At 64.0% G+C, this 18,620-nt stretch carries 17 protein-coding genes; 10 read left to right on the forward strand and 7 right to left on the reverse strand.

From position 1 onward, the window contains the following. The first annotated feature begins 34 nt into the window (after positions 1-34). Positions 35-1,237, forward strand: a complete 1,203-nt coding sequence (locus VSR68_RS23375) for an MFS transporter (protein ID WP_342942109.1) — start codon at positions 35-37, stop codon at positions 1,235-1,237. A 77-nt stretch (positions 1,238-1,314) separates the two neighbouring features. Here VSR68_RS23375 and VSR68_RS23380 read toward each other — a convergent pair whose 3' ends face one another. Continuing rightward, positions 1,315-2,559, reverse strand: coding sequence for a pyridoxal-phosphate-dependent aminotransferase family protein (locus VSR68_RS23380; protein ID WP_342942110.1), 1,245 nt, complete (start codon positions 2,557-2,559; stop codon positions 1,315-1,317). Between the two features lie 18 nt (positions 2,560-2,577). Between VSR68_RS23380 and VSR68_RS23385 the strand changes: the two genes are divergently transcribed. The 3 genes from VSR68_RS23385 to VSR68_RS23395 all read left to right on the forward strand — a co-directional run bounded on the left by VSR68_RS23385 (position 2,578) and on the right by VSR68_RS23395 (position 5,411). Next, a complete protein-coding gene (locus VSR68_RS23385; protein WP_342942111.1) occupies positions 2,578-2,754 on the forward strand; it encodes a hypothetical protein in 177 nt (58 codons plus the stop codon). A 614-nt stretch (positions 2,755-3,368) separates the two neighbouring features. Continuing rightward, entirely contained in the window at positions 3,369-4,355 is a 987-nt protein-coding gene (locus VSR68_RS23390; RefSeq protein ID WP_342942112.1) for a LysR family transcriptional regulator, read from the forward strand. Positions 4,356-4,406: 51 nt separating this feature from the next. After that, complete coding sequence (locus VSR68_RS23395; protein ID WP_342942113.1) at positions 4,407-5,411, forward strand: 2-hydroxyacid dehydrogenase; 1,005 nt, start codon at positions 4,407-4,409, stop codon at positions 5,409-5,411. Between the two features lie 112 nt (positions 5,412-5,523). On the opposite strand, the gene VSR68_RS23400 is transcribed toward VSR68_RS23395, so the two are convergent. Beyond that, positions 5,524-6,081, reverse strand: coding sequence for a plasmid fertility inhibition factor family protein (locus VSR68_RS23400; protein ID WP_342942114.1), 558 nt, complete (start codon positions 6,079-6,081; stop codon positions 5,524-5,526). Between the two features lie 260 nt (positions 6,082-6,341). Here VSR68_RS23400 and VSR68_RS23405 point away from each other — a divergent pair, with 260 nt between their 5' ends. The 3 genes from VSR68_RS23405 to VSR68_RS23415 all read left to right on the forward strand — a co-directional run bounded on the left by VSR68_RS23405 (position 6,342) and on the right by VSR68_RS23415 (position 9,862). Then, a complete protein-coding gene (locus VSR68_RS23405; protein ID WP_428983570.1) occupies positions 6,342-7,256 on the forward strand; it encodes a crotonase/enoyl-CoA hydratase family protein in 915 nt (304 codons plus the stop codon). A 204-nt stretch (positions 7,257-7,460) separates the two neighbouring features. Next, the gene (locus VSR68_RS23410) at positions 7,461-8,618 is read left to right on the forward strand and encodes an MFS transporter (protein ID WP_342942116.1); all 1,158 of its coding nucleotides are present in this window, start codon (positions 7,461-7,463) and stop codon (positions 8,616-8,618) included. Positions 8,619-8,704: 86 nt separating this feature from the next. Then, positions 8,705-9,862, forward strand: a complete 1,158-nt coding sequence (locus VSR68_RS23415) for an MFS transporter (protein WP_342942117.1) — start codon at positions 8,705-8,707, stop codon at positions 9,860-9,862. Between the two features lie 105 nt (positions 9,863-9,967). On the opposite strand, the gene fahA is transcribed toward VSR68_RS23415, so the two are convergent. Together fahA and hmgA are read right to left on the reverse strand one after the other, a co-directional pair. Beyond that, on the reverse strand, positions 9,968-11,278 hold the full coding sequence (gene fahA / locus VSR68_RS23420; RefSeq protein ID WP_342942118.1) for a fumarylacetoacetase: 1,311 nt from the start codon (positions 11,276-11,278) through the stop codon (positions 9,968-9,970). After that, on the reverse strand, positions 11,275-12,597 hold the full coding sequence (gene hmgA, locus VSR68_RS23425) for a homogentisate 1,2-dioxygenase (protein ID WP_342942119.1): 1,323 nt from the start codon (positions 12,595-12,597) through the stop codon (positions 11,275-11,277). Before hmgA ends, fahA begins: the two co-directional genes overlap by 4 nt. A 235-nt stretch (positions 12,598-12,832) precedes the next feature. Here hmgA and VSR68_RS23430 point away from each other — a divergent pair, with 235 nt between their 5' ends. Beyond that, the gene (locus VSR68_RS23430) at positions 12,833-13,663 is read left to right on the forward strand and encodes a diguanylate phosphodiesterase (protein ID WP_342942120.1); all 831 of its coding nucleotides are present in this window, start codon (positions 12,833-12,835) and stop codon (positions 13,661-13,663) included. A gap of 47 nt (positions 13,664-13,710) precedes the next feature. Here VSR68_RS23430 and VSR68_RS23435 read toward each other — a convergent pair whose 3' ends face one another. Beyond that, complete coding sequence (locus VSR68_RS23435; RefSeq protein WP_342942121.1) at positions 13,711-14,517, reverse strand: IclR family transcriptional regulator; 807 nt, start codon at positions 14,515-14,517, stop codon at positions 13,711-13,713. A 117-nt stretch (positions 14,518-14,634) separates the two neighbouring features. On the opposite strand from VSR68_RS23435, the gene VSR68_RS23440 reads away from it, so the two are divergent. Then, positions 14,635-15,825: an acyl-CoA dehydrogenase gene (locus VSR68_RS23440; RefSeq protein ID WP_342942122.1), complete on the forward strand. Its 1,191-nt coding sequence runs from the start codon at positions 14,635-14,637 to the stop codon at positions 15,823-15,825. 99 nt (positions 15,826-15,924) lie between these two features. Here the strand turns inward: VSR68_RS23440 and VSR68_RS23445 are convergent, their stop codons facing one another. Together VSR68_RS23445 and VSR68_RS23450 are read right to left on the reverse strand one after the other, a co-directional pair. Continuing rightward, entirely contained in the window at positions 15,925-16,563 is a 639-nt protein-coding gene (locus tag VSR68_RS23445) for a peroxiredoxin (RefSeq protein ID WP_342942123.1), read from the reverse strand. Between the two features lie 223 nt (positions 16,564-16,786). Next, positions 16,787-17,893: a transposase gene (locus tag VSR68_RS23450; protein WP_342942124.1), complete on the reverse strand. Its 1,107-nt coding sequence runs from the start codon at positions 17,891-17,893 to the stop codon at positions 16,787-16,789. Positions 17,894-18,252: 359 nt separating this feature from the next. On the opposite strand from VSR68_RS23450, the gene VSR68_RS23455 reads away from it, so the two are divergent. Then, positions 18,253-18,555: a DUF883 family protein gene (locus tag VSR68_RS23455; RefSeq protein WP_007584918.1), complete on the forward strand. Its 303-nt coding sequence runs from the start codon at positions 18,253-18,255 to the stop codon at positions 18,553-18,555. The last annotated feature ends 65 nt before the right edge of the window (positions 18,556-18,620 follow it).

Raw genomic sequence — 18,620 nt, forward strand, 5'->3', positions numbered from 1 at the left:
CGCCTCCTTGCCGATTTCAAGTCTCGTTTTCCCCATGTCCGTCGACTCGCGCAGCGAATTTGCGACCACGTTGCAGATCATTCCCGTCGTTTTCTTCACGTTTCTTTGCTACCTGACGATCGGCATTCCGCTCGCGGTGCTGCCAGGCTACGTCCACGACGATCTCGGCTACAGCGCCGTGCTCGCGGGTCTCGCGATCAGCGTCCAGTACTTCGCGACGCTCGCGTCGCGGCCGCTCGCCGGCCGTTCCGCCGACACGCTCGGGCCGAAGAAAACGGTGACGATCGGCCTGATCGGCTGCGGCGCGAGCGGCGTGCTGTTGCTCGTGGCCGTGCTGCTCGGCCATTGGCCCGCGCTGAGCCTCGGTCTGCTGGTGCTGAGCCGTCTCGTGCTCGGCTTCGGCGAGAGCATGTGCGGCACGGGCGCGATCCTGTGGGGCATCGGGCGCGTCGGCACGACGAACAATGCGCGCGTGATCTCGTGGAACGGCATCGCCACTTACGGCGCACTCGCGATCGGCGCGCCGCTCGGCGTCGCGATTGCACATGCGGTCGGGTTCTTCGCGCTCGGCGTCGTCGTGATCGCGCTCGCGGCGCTCGGCTACTACCTTGCGCGCCTGATCGCGCCCGTGCCCGTCGTGCACGGCGAACGCATGTCGTATCGCAGCGTGTTCACGCGCGTGCTGCCGCACGGCATCGGGCTCGCGCTCGGCTCGGCGGGCTTCGGGTCGATCGCGACGTTCATCACACTCTTCTACGCGGCGAACCACTGGCCGAACGCGGCGCTGTCCCTGACGGTGTTCGGCACGTTGTTCATCGGCGCGCGGCTGTTGTTCGCCAACACGATCAAGACGTATGGCGGCTTTCGCGTTGCGATCGCGTCGTTCTCGTTCGAATGCGCCGGCTTGCTGTTGTTGTGGCTCGCGCCCGTGCCGCATGTCGCGCTGGCGGGCGCCGCGCTGACGGGCTTCGGCTTCGCGCTGGTGTTCCCAGCGCTCGGCGTCGAAGCGGTGGGACTCGTGCCGCCCGCGAGCCGTGGCGCGGCGCTGTCCGCTTATTCCGTGTTCCTCGATCTGTCGCTCGGCGTGACGGGACCGTTGGCGGGCTATATCGCCGGCGAGTTCGGCTACGGCTCGGTGTTTCTGTTCGCGGCCGTCGCTGCCGCAGCCGCCGTCGCGCTGTCGACGATGCTCTACTTGCGCAACGCGCGCACGCCGAACGCGCCGGCAGCGGCGTGATAGCGGTCTGAGTTCGGATCAAAAAAAAAAGCGACGCCGCGTGCGTCGCTTTTTCATTGGCACTCCGCTTTCGCCGATCAGGCGTTCAGCGCTTCGCCCTTCGCGCTGCTCGCGAGCGACCGCTCCAGCGCCGCGACGCCCGCAGGCAGATCGACATTCACGCCGAGATCGATCATCGTCCGCCCGAACGCGTGCAGCGTGCGGAACAGGTTGTGTTCGCGGGCCTGCTCGCCCATCTGGCCGATGCGCACGATCGGCAAGCCGAACGATCCGGAAATCTCGACCTGATGATGACGCGAGATGTGCCCGCAGATGTCGCCGGGCGTGAGATCGGGGCGGTCCTTCGTCGGCACCTCGATGCCGACCACGGAGTTCAGCCGGCACTCGGCGGGCGCGTACAGTTGCAGGCCCATTGCGCTGATCCCCGCCTGTAGCGCGAGCGAGCACTTCAGATGCCGCGCGAAGCGCTTCTCCAGCGTCTCCGCGCACACGAGCCGCAGCGCCTCGTGCAGCGCGAGCACGCCCGACACGGGCGCCGTGTAGTGATAGCCCGCGTTGTGCCAGAAGTTCTCGGCAAGCGATGCGTCGAGGCACCAGTGCGCGCTTGCATGCGAGCGTCCTTTCACGCGCTCCCACGCCGCATCCGAGAACGCGATCAGCGACACGCCCGGAATCGACGACAGCCCCTTCTGCCCGCCCGTGATGACGGCATCGATGCCCCAGGCGTCCATTTCGAGCGGCATCGTCGACAGCGTGCACACGGCATCGACGACGACGAGCGCGCCCGCCTTCTTCGCGAGCGCCGCAATGTCGTTCAGGTGATGGTTCCAGACGGTGTTCGAGGTCTCGCCCTGCACGATCGTCACGATCTCGGGACGCACGCGGCGAATCGCCTCCTCGACCTGTTCGAGCGTCGCGACCGTGCGGTCCGCGATTTCGAGCAGCGACACGTCCGCGCCGACGCGCCGCCCCATTTCGGCCATCCGCGCGCTGAAGAAGCCGTTCTTGATGCTGAGCACGCGCGTGCCGGGCCACGCGAGATTGGAGATCGCCATTTCCATCGCCGCCGAGCCCGGCCCCGCGACGCCCAGCACCCACTTCGAGTTCGTCTGAAACACGTAGCGCGCCATCGTCTTCACCTGTCCGACCACCTTGGCCATCGTGCCGCCGAGATGGTTGATGACGATCGCATTCGCCTTCGCGACGGCGGCGGGAATCGGCACGGGGCCGGCGCCCATCATCAGGAGCGGTTCTTCGGGAAGAATCGCATCGAGCGACTCGACTTCGGGACAGGGAACGACGTTGGACGTTGTATGGGTCATGACGGAGACGCACGAAAGATGAACGTTGCAGGAAAGATGGCCCGCCGCGCGCAGCAACACCTGCGGGCGGCGGGCCATCTTTCGATCATTCACCGATATGCACGCTTGCGCAAGCGTTCAGGGCGATTCGATGACGGATTCGGGCGAGCCTTCTTTGATTTCTCGTCTCTCAAACGCGTCCTTGCCGCCGGATGAGATGCCGATCTTCTCGTACAGCGCGCGCTTGCGCGCTGCGGAATTCCGTCATTTATGGTTATTCGTATGAATCTTTTTAAAAAATTACGCGCGCATTAATTCATCCATGAACCGAACAGGATTAATTGAAATGCGTATACGAATAACAACGGGATTAACCCGCCTGATTCGAAACAACACGTAATGCGATGCGGTGACACATTCATGTCAGCGGGCATTGGCGCTTTTGACCGATATCAATTCAGCCTGTGTCGCTTCCATTGAGAAGACATCGTTCCCTCGCAAAGGTGTCAAACGACACGGAAACCGTCTTTCAGCCCGATGGCTTTTTTATATCCGCATTTGAAGCTTGCGAAATCGCCTTGACAGATTCCGCCAAATCAAAGCAAGCTGGTTTTTACAATTGCGAAATAACATCGTCCATTCGATAAATATTGAAATTCCCAGCCACTGTCAATACTATTTTTTGGGATGACCTGGTAAAAATTCCAGAACCGGCGATCGTTTGTAATCGGCCGGTACACCACCAGCGAGGCCAATGCGGGGAGCATGCTTCCGCACGCCACGCCGGGTCAACGACGCGCGGCTAAACCGCGCTTTGCGAGGGCGCTACCATGAATCAGATCTACGCTATGCGGGTCTTCGTCCGGGTTGCGGAGACACAGAGCTTCAGACGCGCGGCCCAGCAACTGAAAGTGTCGAATGCACTGGTCACACGTTCGATCGCGACGCTGGAGGCGCATCTGCATGCGCGCCTCATCAATCGCACGACACGCAATCTCTCGCTGACGGAAGCGGGCACGCACTATCTCGAAGGCTGCCGCGGCCTGCTCGAAGAACTCGATCTTCTGGAAGGCTCGGTGGCGGGAACCGAGCGCGAGCCCGCCGGCACGCTGCGTGTCGTCGCGACGGGCGCGCTGTCGCCTCAGGCCCTCACGCAATTGCTCGATGGCTACCGGCGGCGTTATCCCAAAGTGCGCATCCGCCTCACGCTCGCTGAACGCACGCCGCATCTGCTCGAAGACGGTTACGACGTCGGCCTCTTCATCGCGGGGCATGGATCGACGGGGCAAAGCGCGGAGGTCGACAGCGTCGATCTGTCGTTCGCGACGCAGCGACTCGTGCCGTGCGCCGCGCCCTCCTACCTCGCGCTGCGCGGCGAGCCGCGCGATCCCGAGCAACTCGTGCTGCACTCGTGCATCGCGACGCCTGCGGAGCAGCGCGGTCCGATGGCATGGCATTTCGTCGATGGCGAAGGCGATCCGCAACCCGTCGCGTTCGAGCCGTCGTACACGGTGAACAGCCGGCTGCTCGTGCGGCTCGCGGCGATCGCCGGCATGGGCGTCGCGGTGCTGCCCGAAACGCTCGTCGCCGACGACTTCGCAACGGGTGCATTGAAGCGCGTCATGCCGGACTATTCGGTCGACGAGTCGCAGGCAAAGGTGTCGCTCGTCTATCCGCGCCGCCGCCACTTGCCGACGAAAACGCGTACATTCATCGATTACACGGTCGAGCATGCGGGATGCGCGGAGTCGGAGGTTCCCGCGAACGCGCATGCAATCGTGGCGCACGAGTTGCACGTCGTGCGGCACGCTTCATAGGCCGCGCGGCGTCGCCAACACGCCGGCGGTGCCCACAGGAGTCCGGAATCCATGCGCATGATCCTGTTCAGCAGCCGGCAATACGACATCGACACGTTCACCGACGCGAACACCGCGTTCCAGTACGAGTTGCACTTTCAGGAGTCGCATCTCGATGCGGACACAGCCGTGCTCGCCGACGGTTACGACGTCGCGTGTCCGTTCGTCAACGACACCGTCAATGCGGCGACGCTCGAGCGCCTGCACGCGGGCGGCACGCGGCTCATCGCGCTGCGCTCGGCGGGCTTCAATCACGTCGATCTGGCAGCGGCTCAGCGCCTGGGCATGCCCGTCGTGAGAGTGCCCGCGTATTCGCCGCACGCGGTCGCCGAGCACGCGGCCGGACTGGTGCTCGCGCTGAACCGGAAGCTGCCTCGCGCCTTCGCTCGCACGCGCGAGGGGGATTTCTCGCTGAACGGGCTGCTCGGTTTCGATCTTCACGGCAAGACGGTCGGCGTGATCGGCACGGGCATCATCGGCCGGTGCTTTGCGCGTGTCATGGCGGGCTTCGGCATGCAGGTGCTCGCGCACGATCCTGGTCCTGAGTCGCCCGAAGTCCTCGCGCTCGGCGGGCGCTACGTGCCGCTCGATACGCTGCTCGCGGAGTCCGACGTCGTGAGCCTGCACTGCCCGCTGCTGCCCTCGACGCACCACCTGATCGACAGCCGCGCGCTCGCGAAGATGAAGCGCGGCGCGATGCTGATCAACACGGGGCGCGGCGGCCTGGTCGAAAGCAATGCGCTGGTCGGCGCGTTGAAGAGCGGCCAGCTGGGACATCTCGGGCTCGACGTGTACGAAGAGGAAGGCGGCATCTTCTTCGAGGACCACTCGAATCTGCCACTGCAAGACGATGTGCTCGCGCGTCTGCTGATGTTTCCCAATGTGATCGTGACCGCGCACCAGGCCTTTTTCACGCGCGAGGCGATGACCGAGATCGCGCAGACGACGCTCGGCAATGTGAAAGCGTGGCGCGAAGGGACGCCGCGCAATGTCGTCGAGGCGCCGGCGAAAGGATGATCGGCGCACGGCCGGCCCGATACGCCGAAGCGGCCAACGAAGCGATAAAGGCCAGCGCGGAAGCAGCGTCGAACTTCCAAGGATTCGATCGCGCGTAGCGAACGCGCATCGCTCAGGTTCGCGGCACCACATCCGCGCCGGCAGAACCGGGACGCAGCGCGGTGCGCGCGTCGTCGGGCGCGCCGCAGTATTGGCGCAGCAGCGCCGCTTCGCGTTCGTGCACTTCGACAGGAAACCACACCGCGCCCGCCGCGAGCATGTAGCGCGCGCGATGCTGCCCGTTGCGAAACGCGACCACGCCTTCATGTTCCAGCCTGAGCCAGCCGAGCAACCCTGGCGCGCGGCGCGTCGTGATCGTCACATAGGGCATCTGCGGAATGCGCGCGTTGGACGGGTCGAGAAACTCGCGGATGCCGCGCACCTTGCCTTGATGCCATTCGTTGACGGGACGCAGCACGTAATCGGTGTCGTCGCGATTGGCGCATGCAAGCAGCTTGCGCGCATCGACGAGCACGACCTGGTGACGCGTGCCGTCCGCCGTGAAGACGCGCTTCATCCGCACATGGTTGTAGGCCGGATGATCGAGCAGCGGAACGATCCATACGGGCTCGTTGCCGGATGGCGATGATGCTGCCGAAGACGTCGTCGGTAATTCCATCAATGAGGACATAGGGCGTACTCCATGCGCCGGTGCGTGCGCGCGCCCTGGCAGTTCAAAAAGCGCCTAAGCTACGAGTCGATTGTTAAAAGCACGTGACTGGCATGCAAGCGATTCGCGCTATATCGCCGCTGCATTTTCACGCTTCGTCGCGCAGGCTCGAGCTTCCGGTTTAGCGGATGTTTTGCGCGGTTCTTTAGGGTGTCGCCGCGCATTCGTGCGCTTTTCCATTCCAGTCTAGGTCCTCAACGAACACTGACGCGGAGAGAATGATGGCTATCCAACAGTTCGGCGAGCACGTGCGAATTGAAACTGCACAAAAAACCGCAATTGCACAGAACCAGCAATTGGCAGACCCGCCAGACGCCGTCGCGACGATCGTCATCGACCGCCCCGCCCGCCGCAATGCCGTCGACCGTCCGACAGCCGATGCGCTTTCCGCAGCGTTGCGCCACTTCGAAGCAAACGATGCGTGGCGCGTCGCCGTGTTGACGGGCGCGGGCGGCACCTTTTGCGCGGGCGCGGACCTCACTGCACTACAAGACGATGCGCGGCGCAACGAATTGCACGCCGACGGCAGCGGCTCCGGTCCGATGGGACCGACGCGCATGATGTTCACGAAGCCCGTGATCGCGGCCATCGCGGGTCATGCGGTGGCGGGCGGGCTCGAACTGGCGGCGATGTGCGATCTGCGCGTCGTCGAAGCGGATGCGGTGCTGGGTGTGTTCTGCCGACGCGTCGGCATTCCGTTGATCGACGGCGGGACGATTCGCCTGCCGCGTCTGATCGGCCAGTCGCGCGCGCTCGATCTGATCCTGACAGGCCGCGCCATTGGCGCCGACGAAGCGCTTGCGTTCGGTCTTGCGAATCGCGTCGTGCCGAAGGGCGCCGCGCGCGCCGCCGCCGAGCAACTCGCCGCCGAACTCGCCGCGTTCCCGCAGGCAGCGCTGCTCGCCGATCGCCGGTCCGTCTACGAAAATGCGTCCCTCGAAGATCTGCCCGAAGCGCTGCGCCGCGAAGGCGCGGGCGGCTATCAGGCTGTGTTCGCCGAGGGCATCGCGGGCGCGGCGGCGTTCGCCGCGGGAGCGGGTCGTCATGGGAGCGCGATTCGCGATATGTCCGGCGATGTTCCCGGCGATGTTCCCCGCGATGCATCCGATTCCGCGCCCGACAAGAAAGTCCCCTGAAACAAGGGATTTTCTCCGCTCGACCACATCGCAATCGACGAAATACAACAGTGCGTCAGGCCGTCAGCACGGTCGAATTGGCTTAGGTACAATCCCCTACTGATTTTCCCTTGCTGACGCCTGCGCACTCGTCCCGAAAGCGCGCGACGGCAACGCGAACGGCGTCCCAGCCCGCCGGCGCGACCCTCCCGTGAAAGCCCCAACATGCCCTTGCCCCTGCTTGCCCTTGCCGTTGCCGCGTTTGGTATCGGTACCACCGAGTTCGTCATCATGGGGCTGCTGCCCGATGTCGCGCGCGATCTGAGCGTGTCGATTCCGGCTGCGGGCATGCTGGTGTCCGCGTATGCGCTGGGCGTGACGATCGGCGCGCCGATCGTCGCCATTGCGGTGGCCAACATGCCGCGCAAGAAAGCGCTGATGAGCCTGATCGGCATTTTCATCGTCGGCAATCTGCTGTGCGCAATCGCGCCGGGTTATGCAGTGCTGATGGCCGCGCGCATCGTGACGGCGTTCTGTCATGGCGCGTTCTTCGGCATCGGCTCGGTCGTAGCTGCCGGGCTCGTCGCGCCGAACCGCCGCGCGCAAGCCATCGCGCTGATGTTCACGGGTCTCACGCTCGCGAACGTGCTGGGCGTGCCGCTCGGCACGGCGCTCGGCCAGGCCGTCGGCTGGCGCGCGACGTTCTGGGCCGTGACGGGCATCGGCGTGATCGCGGCCGTCGCGCTTGCGCTGTGCCTGCCGTCGAAGATCGAGATGCAGAAGGCAAGCCTCGTCCACGAGTTCACGGTGCTGAAGAATCCGCAGGTGCTGATGGTGCTGGGCACGAGCGTGCTCGCGTCGGCGAGCCTCTTCTCGACCTTCACCTACATCACGCCGATCCTCGAAGACGTGACGGGCTTCACGCCACATGCCGTGACGATGGTGCTGCTGCTGTTCGGTCTCGGGCTGACGGTCGGCAGCACGCTCGGCGGCAAGCTCGCGGACTGGCGCCCCGTGCATTCGCTGCTGTCGTTCCTGCTCGCGATCGTTGCAATCTTGTCGATCTTCGCGATCACGATGCACGGCGAAATCCCGGCGATGATCACGATCTTCCTGTGGGGCGTGCTCGCCTTCGCCATCGTGCCGCCGCTGCAAATGCTGATCGTCGACCGCGCGAGCAGCGCGCCGAATCTCGCGTCGACGCTCAATCAGGGCGCCTTCAACCTCGGCAATGCGACGGGCGCGTGGCTCGGCGGCATGGCGATCGGCGCGGGCGCGCCGCTGACGTCGCTGCCGTGGGTCGGCGTCGCGACGGCGGCTGCGGCTGTCGCGCTGACGTGGTGGTCGGTGTCGCTCGACAGGCGGCTGCCTGTGGCGGGCTGAGCGGCCGCACATATCGAACGCCTTCATCGTGCCACCCGGCGATCCCACGCTGCGCGTGACATGACGGCGTAGTAGCATCTCGCCGGATGAAAGTCGTCCTCTCCCGCGATTTCCTCGCGCTGATCCTGAGCGTGGCCGTGGTCGGCCTCGGCAGCGGCGCGACGCTTCCCCTCACCGCCCTCGCGCTGACACAGGCCGGCTACGGCACCGATGTCGTCGGCCTGCTGACGGCCGCGCAGGCGGGCGGCGGCCTGCTGGTCGTGCCGATCGCCGGCCGGATCGCCGCGCGCTGCGGCGGCCGCGAGGTGATCATCGGCTCGGTGCTGATCGTCGCCGTCGCGACGGCGCTAATGCAGGCGACGCCGAATCCGTACGTCTGGGGCCTGCTGCGCGTGCTGTGCGGCGCGGGGCTGATGTTGCTCTTCACGATCGGCGAGGCATGGGTGAACCAGCTCGCCGACGATGCATCGCGCGGGCGCGTGGTCGCGATCTACGCGACGAATTTCACGCTGTTCCAGATGGCGGGCCCGGTGCTCGTGAGCCAGATCGCCCGGTTCGATCATTGGCGCTTTGTGATCTGCGGGCTGATCTTTCTGATCGCGCTGCCCGTGCTGACGATGATCCGCTCGACGCCCCACGCGTCCGACGAACACGAGCCGCACGGCAGCTGGCGACGCGTGCTGCCGCAGATGCCCGCGCTCGTGATGGGCACGGGCTTCTTCGCGCTGTTCGACACGATCGCGCTGTCGCTGATGCCGCTCTTTGCGATGGCGCATGGCGTCGCAACCGATGTGGCCGTGCTGTTCGCGTCGGCGCTGCTGCTCGGCGACACGACGATGCAGTTTCCGATCGGCTGGCTCGCCGATCACCTCGGACGCGAGCGCGTGCATATCGGATGCGCGGTGCTCGTCGTCGTGCTGCTGCCGCTCTTGCCATGGGCCGTGCAGTCGCCGTGGCTGTGCTGGCCGCTGCTCCATGTGCTCGGCGCGGCGGCGGGCGCGATCTATACGCTGTCGCTCGTCGCGTGCGGCGAACGCTTTCGCGGCGTGGCGCTGGTGTCGGCGAGTTCGCTCGTCGGCGCTTCGTGGAGCATCGCGAGTTTCGGCGGACCGCTGATCGCGGGCGCGTTGATGAAGAGCGTCGGCAACGACGCGCTGATCGGCGTGGTGCTCGCGAGCGCGTTGGCGTTTCTCGCGGCGGCTGTGTGGGAGAAGCGGCGCGGCGTGGTGAGCGCGGCGTCGTGAAAACAATGAAGCCGCGCGCATTCGATGCTGCGCACGGCTTCATGGACAGGGCTCAGATCCGCGAACGATACGCCGACATAAGCCGTGTGATAGATGTAATAGACCTCACTGACGCGCCGGCAAAATCTCGCCGACACACGTGCCGAAGCCCACGCGATACCCATCGCCCTGACACCATCCCGCGAGCGTCAGCGTGTCGCCGTCTTCGATGAATGCGCGCGTGCCGCCTTCTTTCAGTTGCAGCGGCTTCTTGCCGTTCCACGTGAGTTCCAGCAGGCTGCCGAACGAATCGTCGGTAGGACCGCTGATCGTGCCCGAGCCCATCAGATCGCCGACGCGCGTATTGCAGCCCGACACCGTGTGATGCGCGAGCTGCTGCGCCATCGTCCAGTACATGTGACGGAAATTCGTGCGCGCGATCGTCGTCGCTTCGTTTGCGCCTTGCGGCTTCAGCAGCACTTCGAGCGAAACGTCGAACGCGTGCTCGCCCGCGTGGCGCAGATACTCGAGCGGCTGCGGGTCCTGCGCGGGCTGCGCGACGCGGAACGGTTCGAGCGCGTCGAGCGTGATGATCCACGGCGAGATCGTGGTGCCGAACGTCTTCGCGTTGAACGGCCCGAGCGGCACGTATTCCCATTGCTGGATGTCGCGCGCGCTCCAGTCGTTGAGCAGCACCATGCCGAAGATATGCTCTTCCGCTTCCGCGCATGGGATCGGCTCGCCCAATGCGTTGCCGCGTCCGACGATGAAGCCCGTCTCCAGTTCGATATCGAGCTTGCGGCACGCGCCGAAGACGGGCCGCTCCTGATCCGGCAGCTTCAGCTGGCCATTCGGACGGCGCACAGGCGTGCCGCTCACCACCACCGACGACGCACGTCCGTTGTACCCGATCGGAATCTCCGACCAGTTCGGCAGCAGCGCATTCTTCGGATCGCGGAACATCGAGCCGACGTTCGTCGCGTGCTCCTTCGACGAATAGAAATCCGTGTAGCCGTGAATCTGCACGGGCAGATGCAGCGTCGCGTCGGCCTGGCGGATCAGCGCGCGGCTCTTCAGCTCGGCGTCGTCGCGCAGCGTCGGGTTATCGCGCGAGAGCAGTTTGCTCGACTGGATGCGCACGCTGCGCCATGCATCGCGGCCAAGCGCGATGAAGTCGTTCAACGCGTCGCGCACGAATACGCTGTCGCCGGCACTCGATGAAGGCACCGTCAGCAGGCCCGCGCTTTCGAGCGCGGCCAGATCGACGATGCAATCGCCGATCGCGACGCCCGCACGCCGCGTCGAGTTCAGCCCGTCGCTGAAGATGCCGAACGGCAGGTTCTGAATCGGGAAGTCGCAGGCCGGCTCGTTCGCCGATTCGACCCAACTCTTGCGCGACGCATCGAGCGTCGCCTGAAGATCGCTCAATGCGTTCATCGTTGCTCCGGGTTGAAGTGTTTCTTGAGGCCTTGCCAGCACTCGAAGTAATGCGCCTGAAGCTGCGCGGTTTCGAGCGCGAAGCGCGTCGGCTTGATCAGCGTGCGCGTTTCGAACATAAACGCCATCGTGTTGTCGACCTTGTTCGGCTTCGACGTATCGATGTTCGAGGCTTTCTCGAACGTGTCCGCGTCCGGGCCGTGGCCCGACATGCAGTTATGCAGGCTCGCGCCGCCCGGCACGAAGCCTTCCGCCTTCGCGTCGTACGCGCCGTGCACGAGACCCATGAACTCGCTCGCGACGTTGCGATGGAACCACGGCGGACGGAACGTATCTTCGGCGGCGAGCCAGCGCGGCGGGAAGATCACGAAGTCGATGCTATCGACGCCCGGCGTGTCGCTCTGCGACTGCAGCACGAGAAAGATCGACGGGTCCGGATGGTCGTAGCTGATCGAGCCGATCGTGTTGAAGTGGCGCAGATCGTATTTGTACGGCGCGTAGTTGCCGTGCCAGGCGACGACGTCGAGCGGCGAATGACCGATGTCCGCGCGCCACAGATGGCCGTTCATCTTCGCGACGAGTTCGAAGTCCCCTTCGCGGTCTTCGTAGGCGGCGTGCGGCGTCAGGAAGTCGCGCGGATTCGCGAGACCGTTCGAGCCGATCGGCCCGAGGTCCGGCAGACGCAGCTGCGCGCCGAAGTTCTCGCAGATATAGCCGCTCGCACGGCCGTCCGGCAGCGCCGCCGAAAAACGCACGCCGCGCGGAATCACCGCGATCTCGAACGGCTCGACGTCGAGCTTGCCCAGTTCCGTGAAGATCGACAGACGCCCGGCCTGCGGCACGATCAGCAGTTCGCCGTCCGCGTTGTAGAAGAATCGGTCCTCCATTGACTGGTTCGCCGCGTACACATGAATCGCGCAGCCGCTCATTGCTTCGGCCGAGCCGTTGCCCGCCATCGTCACCCAGCCGTCGATGAAATCGGTCGGCTCTGTCGGCATCGGCAGCGGGTCCCAGCGTAACTGGTTGGGCGGCGTCGGCGGCACGTCGGCGAAATTCGCGACCAGCCGGTGCGACGGCAGCGCCGTGAACGGCTGATGCACAGCCGCCGGCCGGATGCGATACAGCCACGAACGGCGGTTGTGGCCGCGCGGGGCCGTGAACGCCGTGCCCGACAGCTGCTCCGCGTACAAGCCGTACGGCGCGCGCTGCGGCGAATTGCGGCCTTGCGGCAGCGCGCCGGGCAAGGCCTCGGTCGCGAATTCGTTAGCAAAACCCGACTGGTAACCCGGCTGGATTTCGCGTCGTGTAGTCGATTCCATGCAGTGATCTCCGTAGATGCCCGGCCGCGCGCTCGCTTGCAGCGCGACCTACATTTTTCGAATAGTAAAACAGATTATGATTAGTGAAATTAACGTAAACCCTCAGTTGGGCTACGATCACTACACGGAGGGCGAAATCCATATCAGTATTTGGTGCATGAAAGAGCGGCGGCCGCTGCTACCATCAACTCATGCGGCACCGACCGCACCCAGATTCGCTCCCCCGAACGCATTCATGATTCCGCTGACCATCCCCCAACTCGTCGACCGCGCCTCCACTCACCCGTTTCTCGGCGAGCATCTGAGGATGGGCACGGGGATTCGCGCCGACGAGGCGGTCGCGAAGTTCGGCAACGTGGAAATCGGCAGCAGCTATGAGCCGATCTTCGATATTTCGGTGCATGCGCTCGCGCAGTCGCTGTCGTCGGCGCCCGAGAGCGCGGACCGTTTCGGCGACGAACTGGGCGTTCAGGCAATCACGCAACAGCTGGACGGCACGGAGTCCGACACGTTCGATCCGTTCGAGCACGTCGCCGACGATCAGCAACTCGTCGCGCTCGACCGGATGTCGCGCGCAATGCACGCGATCAATTTCTTCGGGCCGCAGCGGCATGGCCTGCTGTTTCTGCGCGTCCACGAGCGGCTGCTAAAGAGCGTGCGCTACGACCATGGCCGACATTTCTCGACCGTGCTGATGTCGTTCGGGTTGAATCCGTCGCGCATCGTGATCGAGTTGCCGCCAGCGGCGGTCGCGCATCGGACGTTTCTTGGCTATCTGACCAAGAGCTATCAGCACTATGGATTCAAGGTCGCCGGCAATCTGCCGAACGCAGGGCAGATTCTGTCCGTGTCGGACATGGCGAGACTGGACTTCATCAAGATGGATGCGGCTTCGGCATTGCGCGACTCGATGGTGAAGCCGCTCGTCGGCTATGCGAACCGGCTAAGAATCCCGTTGATCTTCAATCGCGTGACGACTGAAGCGCAGTTCGATCTGTTGCAGCAGTACGACGTGCGGTTCGTGCAGGGACCGCTATTCGTCGTGCATGAGAATCGGCCGGCTTGAGGTTGTCTGTCGCTCAGGTTGTCAGATTCGCACGCTGTGCGCGGTATTCAGGCGCTGTCGCCCAGTCGCCGCGCAAGCGACTTCAGACGCGGCGCGACCCTTTCCCTAAACACGCTCTCCCCCATCGACGACGCCGGTCCGCTGCAGCTCAGCACCAGCAGCCGGCCGTCGCGCGGGTCCCTGAACGGCACGGCGACGGCGTTCACGTCGTCATGCCAGTCGCGAAACGAATAGCAGCAGCCCTCGTGCGCGAACGCATCGATTTCCTTCTGCGCCTGCTCGACCTGTTGCGCGCCTTCGTCGCCGGCTGCGCGCTGCAATTCAGCGAGCAGCGCCGCGCGCGCGTCGTCGGGCTGCACGGCGAGGTATGCGCGGCCCATCGAACTCGTCAGCATCGACAGTTTCGAACCTGATGCAAGGCCGAGCGTCAGCGCTGTTTCGCTGCGGATCGTCTCCAGATAGATCATGTCCATGCCGTCGCGGCAGCCGAGCGACACCGCCGCGCCGACCTCGCGCGCGAAGTCGCGCATATGCGGGCGGGCGAGTTCGAGCGTGTCGGTGCCCGACAGCAGCGCGAAGCCGAGCGACAGCACGCCCGCGTCGAGCGCGTATTTGCCGAGCGCCTCGTCGAAGCGCAGATAGCCGAGCATTGTGAGCGTGTACGCGAGCCGGTTGACGGTCGCCTTGGGCAAGCCCGTGCGCTCGACGAAGTCGCGGTTGCCGAGCAGCGTCTCGCCGGGCCGGAACGCGCGCAGCAAATCGAGCCCGCGCGCCAGCGCGACCACGAACTTGCGTTCGTCGACAGAATCGGAAACGCGCGCCGATAGTGATGGGGTGGATGCAGGTTTCGACATCGGGTGCTAAACTCAATCGTCGTTTGCAAAACATTGTTTCGCACAGCGGAACTCGAGTCAAGCATGGGACAGGAGCGAGCGCCAAAAAGCAGGCTCCCGTCGACAAGGAGATACGTCATGGCAGCCGCCGCGCAGTTTCACTGGGAAGACCCGCTGCTCCTCAACCAGCAGCTCACGGAAGAAGAACGTATGGTGCGCGATGCCGCACAGGCCTATGCGCAGGACAAGCTCGCGCCGCGCGTGCTCGAAGCGTTTCGCCATGAAAAAACGGATGTCGCGATCTTCCGCGAGATGGGCGAACTGGGCCTGCTCGGCCCGACCATTCCCGAGCAGTACGGCGGCCCCGGCCTCAACTACGTGAGCTACGGGCTGATCGCGCGCGAGGTGGAACGCGTCGACTCGGGCTACCGGTCGATGATGTCGGTGCAGTCGTCGCTGGTGATGGTGCCGATCTTCGAATTCGGCTCCGACGCGCAGAAGGACAAATATCTGCCGAAGCTCGCGACGGGCGAGTGGATCGGCTGCTTCGGCCTGACCGAGCCGAATCATGGTTCCGATCCGGGCAGCATGGTCACGCGCGCAAAGAAAGTCGATGGCGGCTACTCGCTGTCCGGTTCGAAGATGTGGATCACGAACTCACCGATCGCGGACGTGTTCGTCGTCTGGGCGCAACTCCAAACGGATGGCAAGGATGAGATTCGCGGCTTCATCCTTGAGAAGGGCTGGAAGGGTTTGAGCGCGCCCGCGATTCACGGCAAGGTCGGCTTGCGCGCATCGATCACCGGTGAGATCGTGCTCGACGACGTGTTCGTGCCTGAGGAAAATCTGATGCCCAACGTGAAAGGTCTGCGCGGGCCATTCACCTGTCTGAACTCGGCGCGCTATGGCATCGCGTGGGGCGCGCTCGGCGCAGCCGAAGCTTGCTGGCATACGGCCCGGCAGTACACGCTCGATCGCAAGCAGTTCGGCCGGCCGCTCGCCGCCAATCAGCTGATTCAGAAGAAGCTCGCCGACATGCAAACCGAAATCATTCTCGGCCTGCAAGGCGTGCTGCGTCTTGGCCGGATGAAGGACGAAGGCACGGCAGCCGTCGAAATCACGTCGATCATGAAGCGCAATTCATGCGGCAAGTCGCTCGACATCGCGCGTATGGCGCGCGACATGCTGGGTGGCAACGGCATTTCGGATGAGTTCGGTGTCGCGCGGCACCTGGTGAATCTCGAAGTCGTGAACACGTATGAAGGCACGCACGATATTCACGCGCTGATTCTCGGACGCGCGCAGACGGGCATTCAGGCGTTCTTCTGACGCTCATCGATTCACAAAGAATCCATAGGAAGTCTGTAAGCGAAAAGCCCGCGTTCATTGCGAACGCGGGCTTTTCTGTTTTGCGCCGAGAACGGGTGCTTACCTGTTCGGCTGCGGCGTCATGCGCAGATAAGGACGCAGCGCCTTGTAGCCCTTCGGGAACTTGCGCCCGATTTCTTCCTCATCCTTGAGCGACGGCACGATCACGACATCGTCGCCATGCTTCCAGTTGCCCGGCGTCGCGACCTGATAGTTGTCGGTCAGTTGCAGCGAGTCGATGACGCGCAGCACTTCGTCGAAATTGCGGCCCGTGCTGGCCGGGTACGTGATGATCAGGCGCACCTTCTTCTTCGGGTCGATGATGAAGAGCGAGCGCACCGTCAGCGTTTCGTTCGCGTTCGGATGAATCATGTCGTACAGCTGCGAGACCTTGCGGTCGCCGTCGGCGAGAATCGGGAACCCGACGCTGGCTGCCTGTGTCTCGTTGATATCCTTGATCCACTCGTTGTGCGACTCCTTGCTGTCGACGGACAACGCGATCGTCTTTACGTTGCGCTTCTCGAATTCGCTTGCAAGCTTCGCGGTCAGCCCGAGCTCCGTCGTGCAGACGGGCGTGAAGTCCGCCGGGTGCGAAAACAGGACGCCCCAGCTGTCACCCAGCCATTCGTGGAACCTGATGCGGCCGATGCTCGACTCCTGCTCGAAGTCCGGTGCGACATCGCCAAGACGTAGACTCATAGTGCAGCTCCTTGAAGTTGTTCGAATGATCCGCTCGGTCTGGCCGGCCGAGGGTTACAAATTAGAGCATACGGGACGAGGACGTGCACCGCGAACGAACTTCGACTGCGACGCTTATCTGTTTTTTTGACGTCCGCCCCGCGCTCAGCCCGAGGCTGCCGCTAACGCGGAAAGGACGGGGATTCCTTCTGCAAGGGGGTCACGTCCGACCCCGGCTTTCGCCTCATTCGCGGTGGCTTGACCGGCCATCGCGGCAAACTGCGCTTCCATCCGTTTCAGACCGTGCCGCAGGATGGGCCGCGTTGGTGTCTCTGTCGTGCAGGGCACCGCACGAGGCGCAGGTCCACTCGCGTACCGCGAGCCCTGCCGGGCCGCCGGGTCCGCAGCGTGATCCACAACAGGAACAGGTCTGGGTGGAATAACGCTCGTCGACCTGCTCGAACCACACGCCCGCGTCATCGCTCTTGTATTGCAGCATGGTCCGGAACGCGCTCCAGCCTGCGTCGAGTACGGATTTGGCCATACCAGTCCGCGCCAGGGCAGAGGCATTCACGTTGCCGACGAAAATGGCGCCGTACTTGCGCACGAGCGCCGTTGAAGCCTTATGCAGGAAATCCTTCCTGCTGTTTTTGATCTTTGCATGCAGCGCGGCGACGCGCTTCGTCTGTCGCGCGCGCTGCGCTACTCCCAGCGCGGCCTCGTACCTGCGGTAGAAGCGCTGTGCCTCTAGCGTTTCGCCGTCGCTGGTCTTCGCGAAATCCTTCAGGCCCAGATCGATGCCGATCGCGCTGCGTCCCTGCCGCGGCACCGCCTTCCTCACCTTCACCGTCACGTTCAGGTACCAGCGTCCGCTCGCATCCTCGCTGAAGCAACCGGCCCCGAGCTCATAGCCGGACAGACCGTAGCTGTCCCAGAGCGACAGAGGCCTGTCGAAGCCGGACATGAACAACTGTCCGTTCCGGTAACGCAGCGCTGATGCCTTGAACGGCACCCAGCCGAGACTGCGGCGCGAACCTGACGAAACCCGCCAGCGCAGCTTGACCATGCGGGCCTGCACGCGCCGCGTCACAAACTCCGCACTGACCGCCTGGATCGTCTGGGAGTGCAGCCTGACGCCAGCCCTTGACGCGCCGCTGGTGTACCGGTCTATCTCGTAGCTGCTGATGAAACGCCGTTCGCGCTCCCAGACCTTGTGCGACAGTTCATTCGAATAATTCCAGACCTGATTGACCCAGAACGCCCTGTCGAGCAACTCCGGCGCGTGCCGGTCCTTCAGGCGGACTCTGAGCACGCGGGTCGTGGTTGTCGGATCAGGCCTGATTTTGGGCATGGAGCTAATTTAATAACATTGCAACCAAAGTCAATTCGACATGCGGTCGACGCGCTCTACATCCGCTTCGTGAAACAAACGGGCTTTCTGCGCTTCCTGGTAATTTTCTCGCGGATGTACGAAACTTAACGGGACAGATCAACTCCATCCAGTCGATGGCTTGCTTTGCAACAACATGAGCGGGAAGGTTCGAAACGGGCAGGATGAAATATCTGTAACGGCCAGGAACGCTTCATGCGAGCGCGTTCGGGACCATGCGCGCGATGATGCGCGTAACCCACAGCGCACGGTTCGCTGGCTCGCCAGCGAACGCTTCTTTGGTTACGATTCACGCGTAGCGTGCACGAAGGGAGCAGTCAATGTCGGAAGTCAACAAGGAGAGATTGATGTCGGATATCAAAACCGTACTCGCAGACGCGGAAGATCTGCTGAAGCAGGCCGCGAGCGCCACGGGCGAACGCGCTTCTGAACTTCGCGAGACGGCACTCTCGCGTCTCAAGCAGGCGAAGGAAAAGGCTGCCGACGTGCAGGTCGTGGTTGTCGAGAAAGGCAAGAAGGCCGCTCGCGCCACCGACGACTATGTCCACGAACATCCGTGGGCGTCGATTGGCATCGCAGCCGGCGTTGGCGTGCTGGTGGGCCTGCTGATCAATCGCAAGTAACGCGCGCTCCGGACGCGCGGTCGAGCGGCCGGCGCGCTTTGCTGACTTGCCGACCGACGCGCGAG

The sequence above is a fragment of the Paraburkholderia phymatum genome (genome assembly GCF_038900715.1).
GTDB classification, from domain to species: domain Bacteria; phylum Pseudomonadota; class Gammaproteobacteria; order Burkholderiales; family Burkholderiaceae; genus Paraburkholderia; species Paraburkholderia phymatum_A.

Excerpts from the sequence above, each read along its gene's own strand:
- VSR68_RS23430 (WP_342942120.1), top strand. The coding sequence starts at position 12,833 with ATGATTCCGCTGACCATCCCCCAACTCGTCGACCGCGCCTCCACTCAC.
- VSR68_RS23415 (WP_342942117.1), top strand. The coding sequence starts at position 8,705 with ATGAAAGTCGTCCTCTCCCGCGATTTCCTCGCGCTGATCCTGAGCGTG.
- VSR68_RS23405 (WP_428983570.1), top strand. The coding sequence starts at position 6,342 with ATGGCTATCCAACAGTTCGGCGAGCACGTGCGAATTGAAACTGCACAA.
- VSR68_RS23410 (WP_342942116.1), top strand. The coding sequence starts at position 7,461 with ATGCCCTTGCCCCTGCTTGCCCTTGCCGTTGCCGCGTTTGGTATCGGT.
- VSR68_RS23440 (WP_342942122.1), top strand. The coding sequence starts at position 14,635 with ATGGCAGCCGCCGCGCAGTTTCACTGGGAAGACCCGCTGCTCCTCAAC.
- hmgA (WP_342942119.1), bottom strand. The coding sequence starts at position 12,597 with ATGGAATCGACTACACGACGCGAAATCCAGCCGGGTTACCAGTCGGGT.
- VSR68_RS23380 (WP_342942110.1), bottom strand. The coding sequence starts at position 2,559 with ATGACCCATACAACGTCCAACGTCGTTCCCTGTCCCGAAGTCGAGTCG.
- VSR68_RS23450 (WP_342942124.1), bottom strand. The coding sequence starts at position 17,893 with ATGCCCAAAATCAGGCCTGATCCGACAACCACGACCCGCGTGCTCAGA.
- VSR68_RS23385 (WP_342942111.1), top strand. The coding sequence starts at position 2,578 with ATGAACGTTGCAGGAAAGATGGCCCGCCGCGCGCAGCAACACCTGCGG.
- fahA (WP_342942118.1), bottom strand. The coding sequence starts at position 11,278 with ATGAACGCATTGAGCGATCTTCAGGCGACGCTCGATGCGTCGCGCAAG.
- VSR68_RS23395 (WP_342942113.1), top strand. The coding sequence starts at position 4,407 with ATGCGCATGATCCTGTTCAGCAGCCGGCAATACGACATCGACACGTTC.
- VSR68_RS23445 (WP_342942123.1), bottom strand. The coding sequence starts at position 16,563 with ATGAGTCTACGTCTTGGCGATGTCGCACCGGACTTCGAGCAGGAGTCG.
- VSR68_RS23400 (WP_342942114.1), bottom strand. The coding sequence starts at position 6,081 with ATGTCCTCATTGATGGAATTACCGACGACGTCTTCGGCAGCATCATCG.
- VSR68_RS23455 (WP_007584918.1), top strand. The coding sequence starts at position 18,253 with ATGTCGGAAGTCAACAAGGAGAGATTGATGTCGGATATCAAAACCGTA.
- VSR68_RS23390 (WP_342942112.1), top strand. The coding sequence starts at position 3,369 with ATGAATCAGATCTACGCTATGCGGGTCTTCGTCCGGGTTGCGGAGACA.
- VSR68_RS23375 (WP_342942109.1), top strand. The coding sequence starts at position 35 with ATGTCCGTCGACTCGCGCAGCGAATTTGCGACCACGTTGCAGATCATT.
- VSR68_RS23435 (WP_342942121.1), bottom strand. The coding sequence starts at position 14,517 with ATGTCGAAACCTGCATCCACCCCATCACTATCGGCGCGCGTTTCCGAT.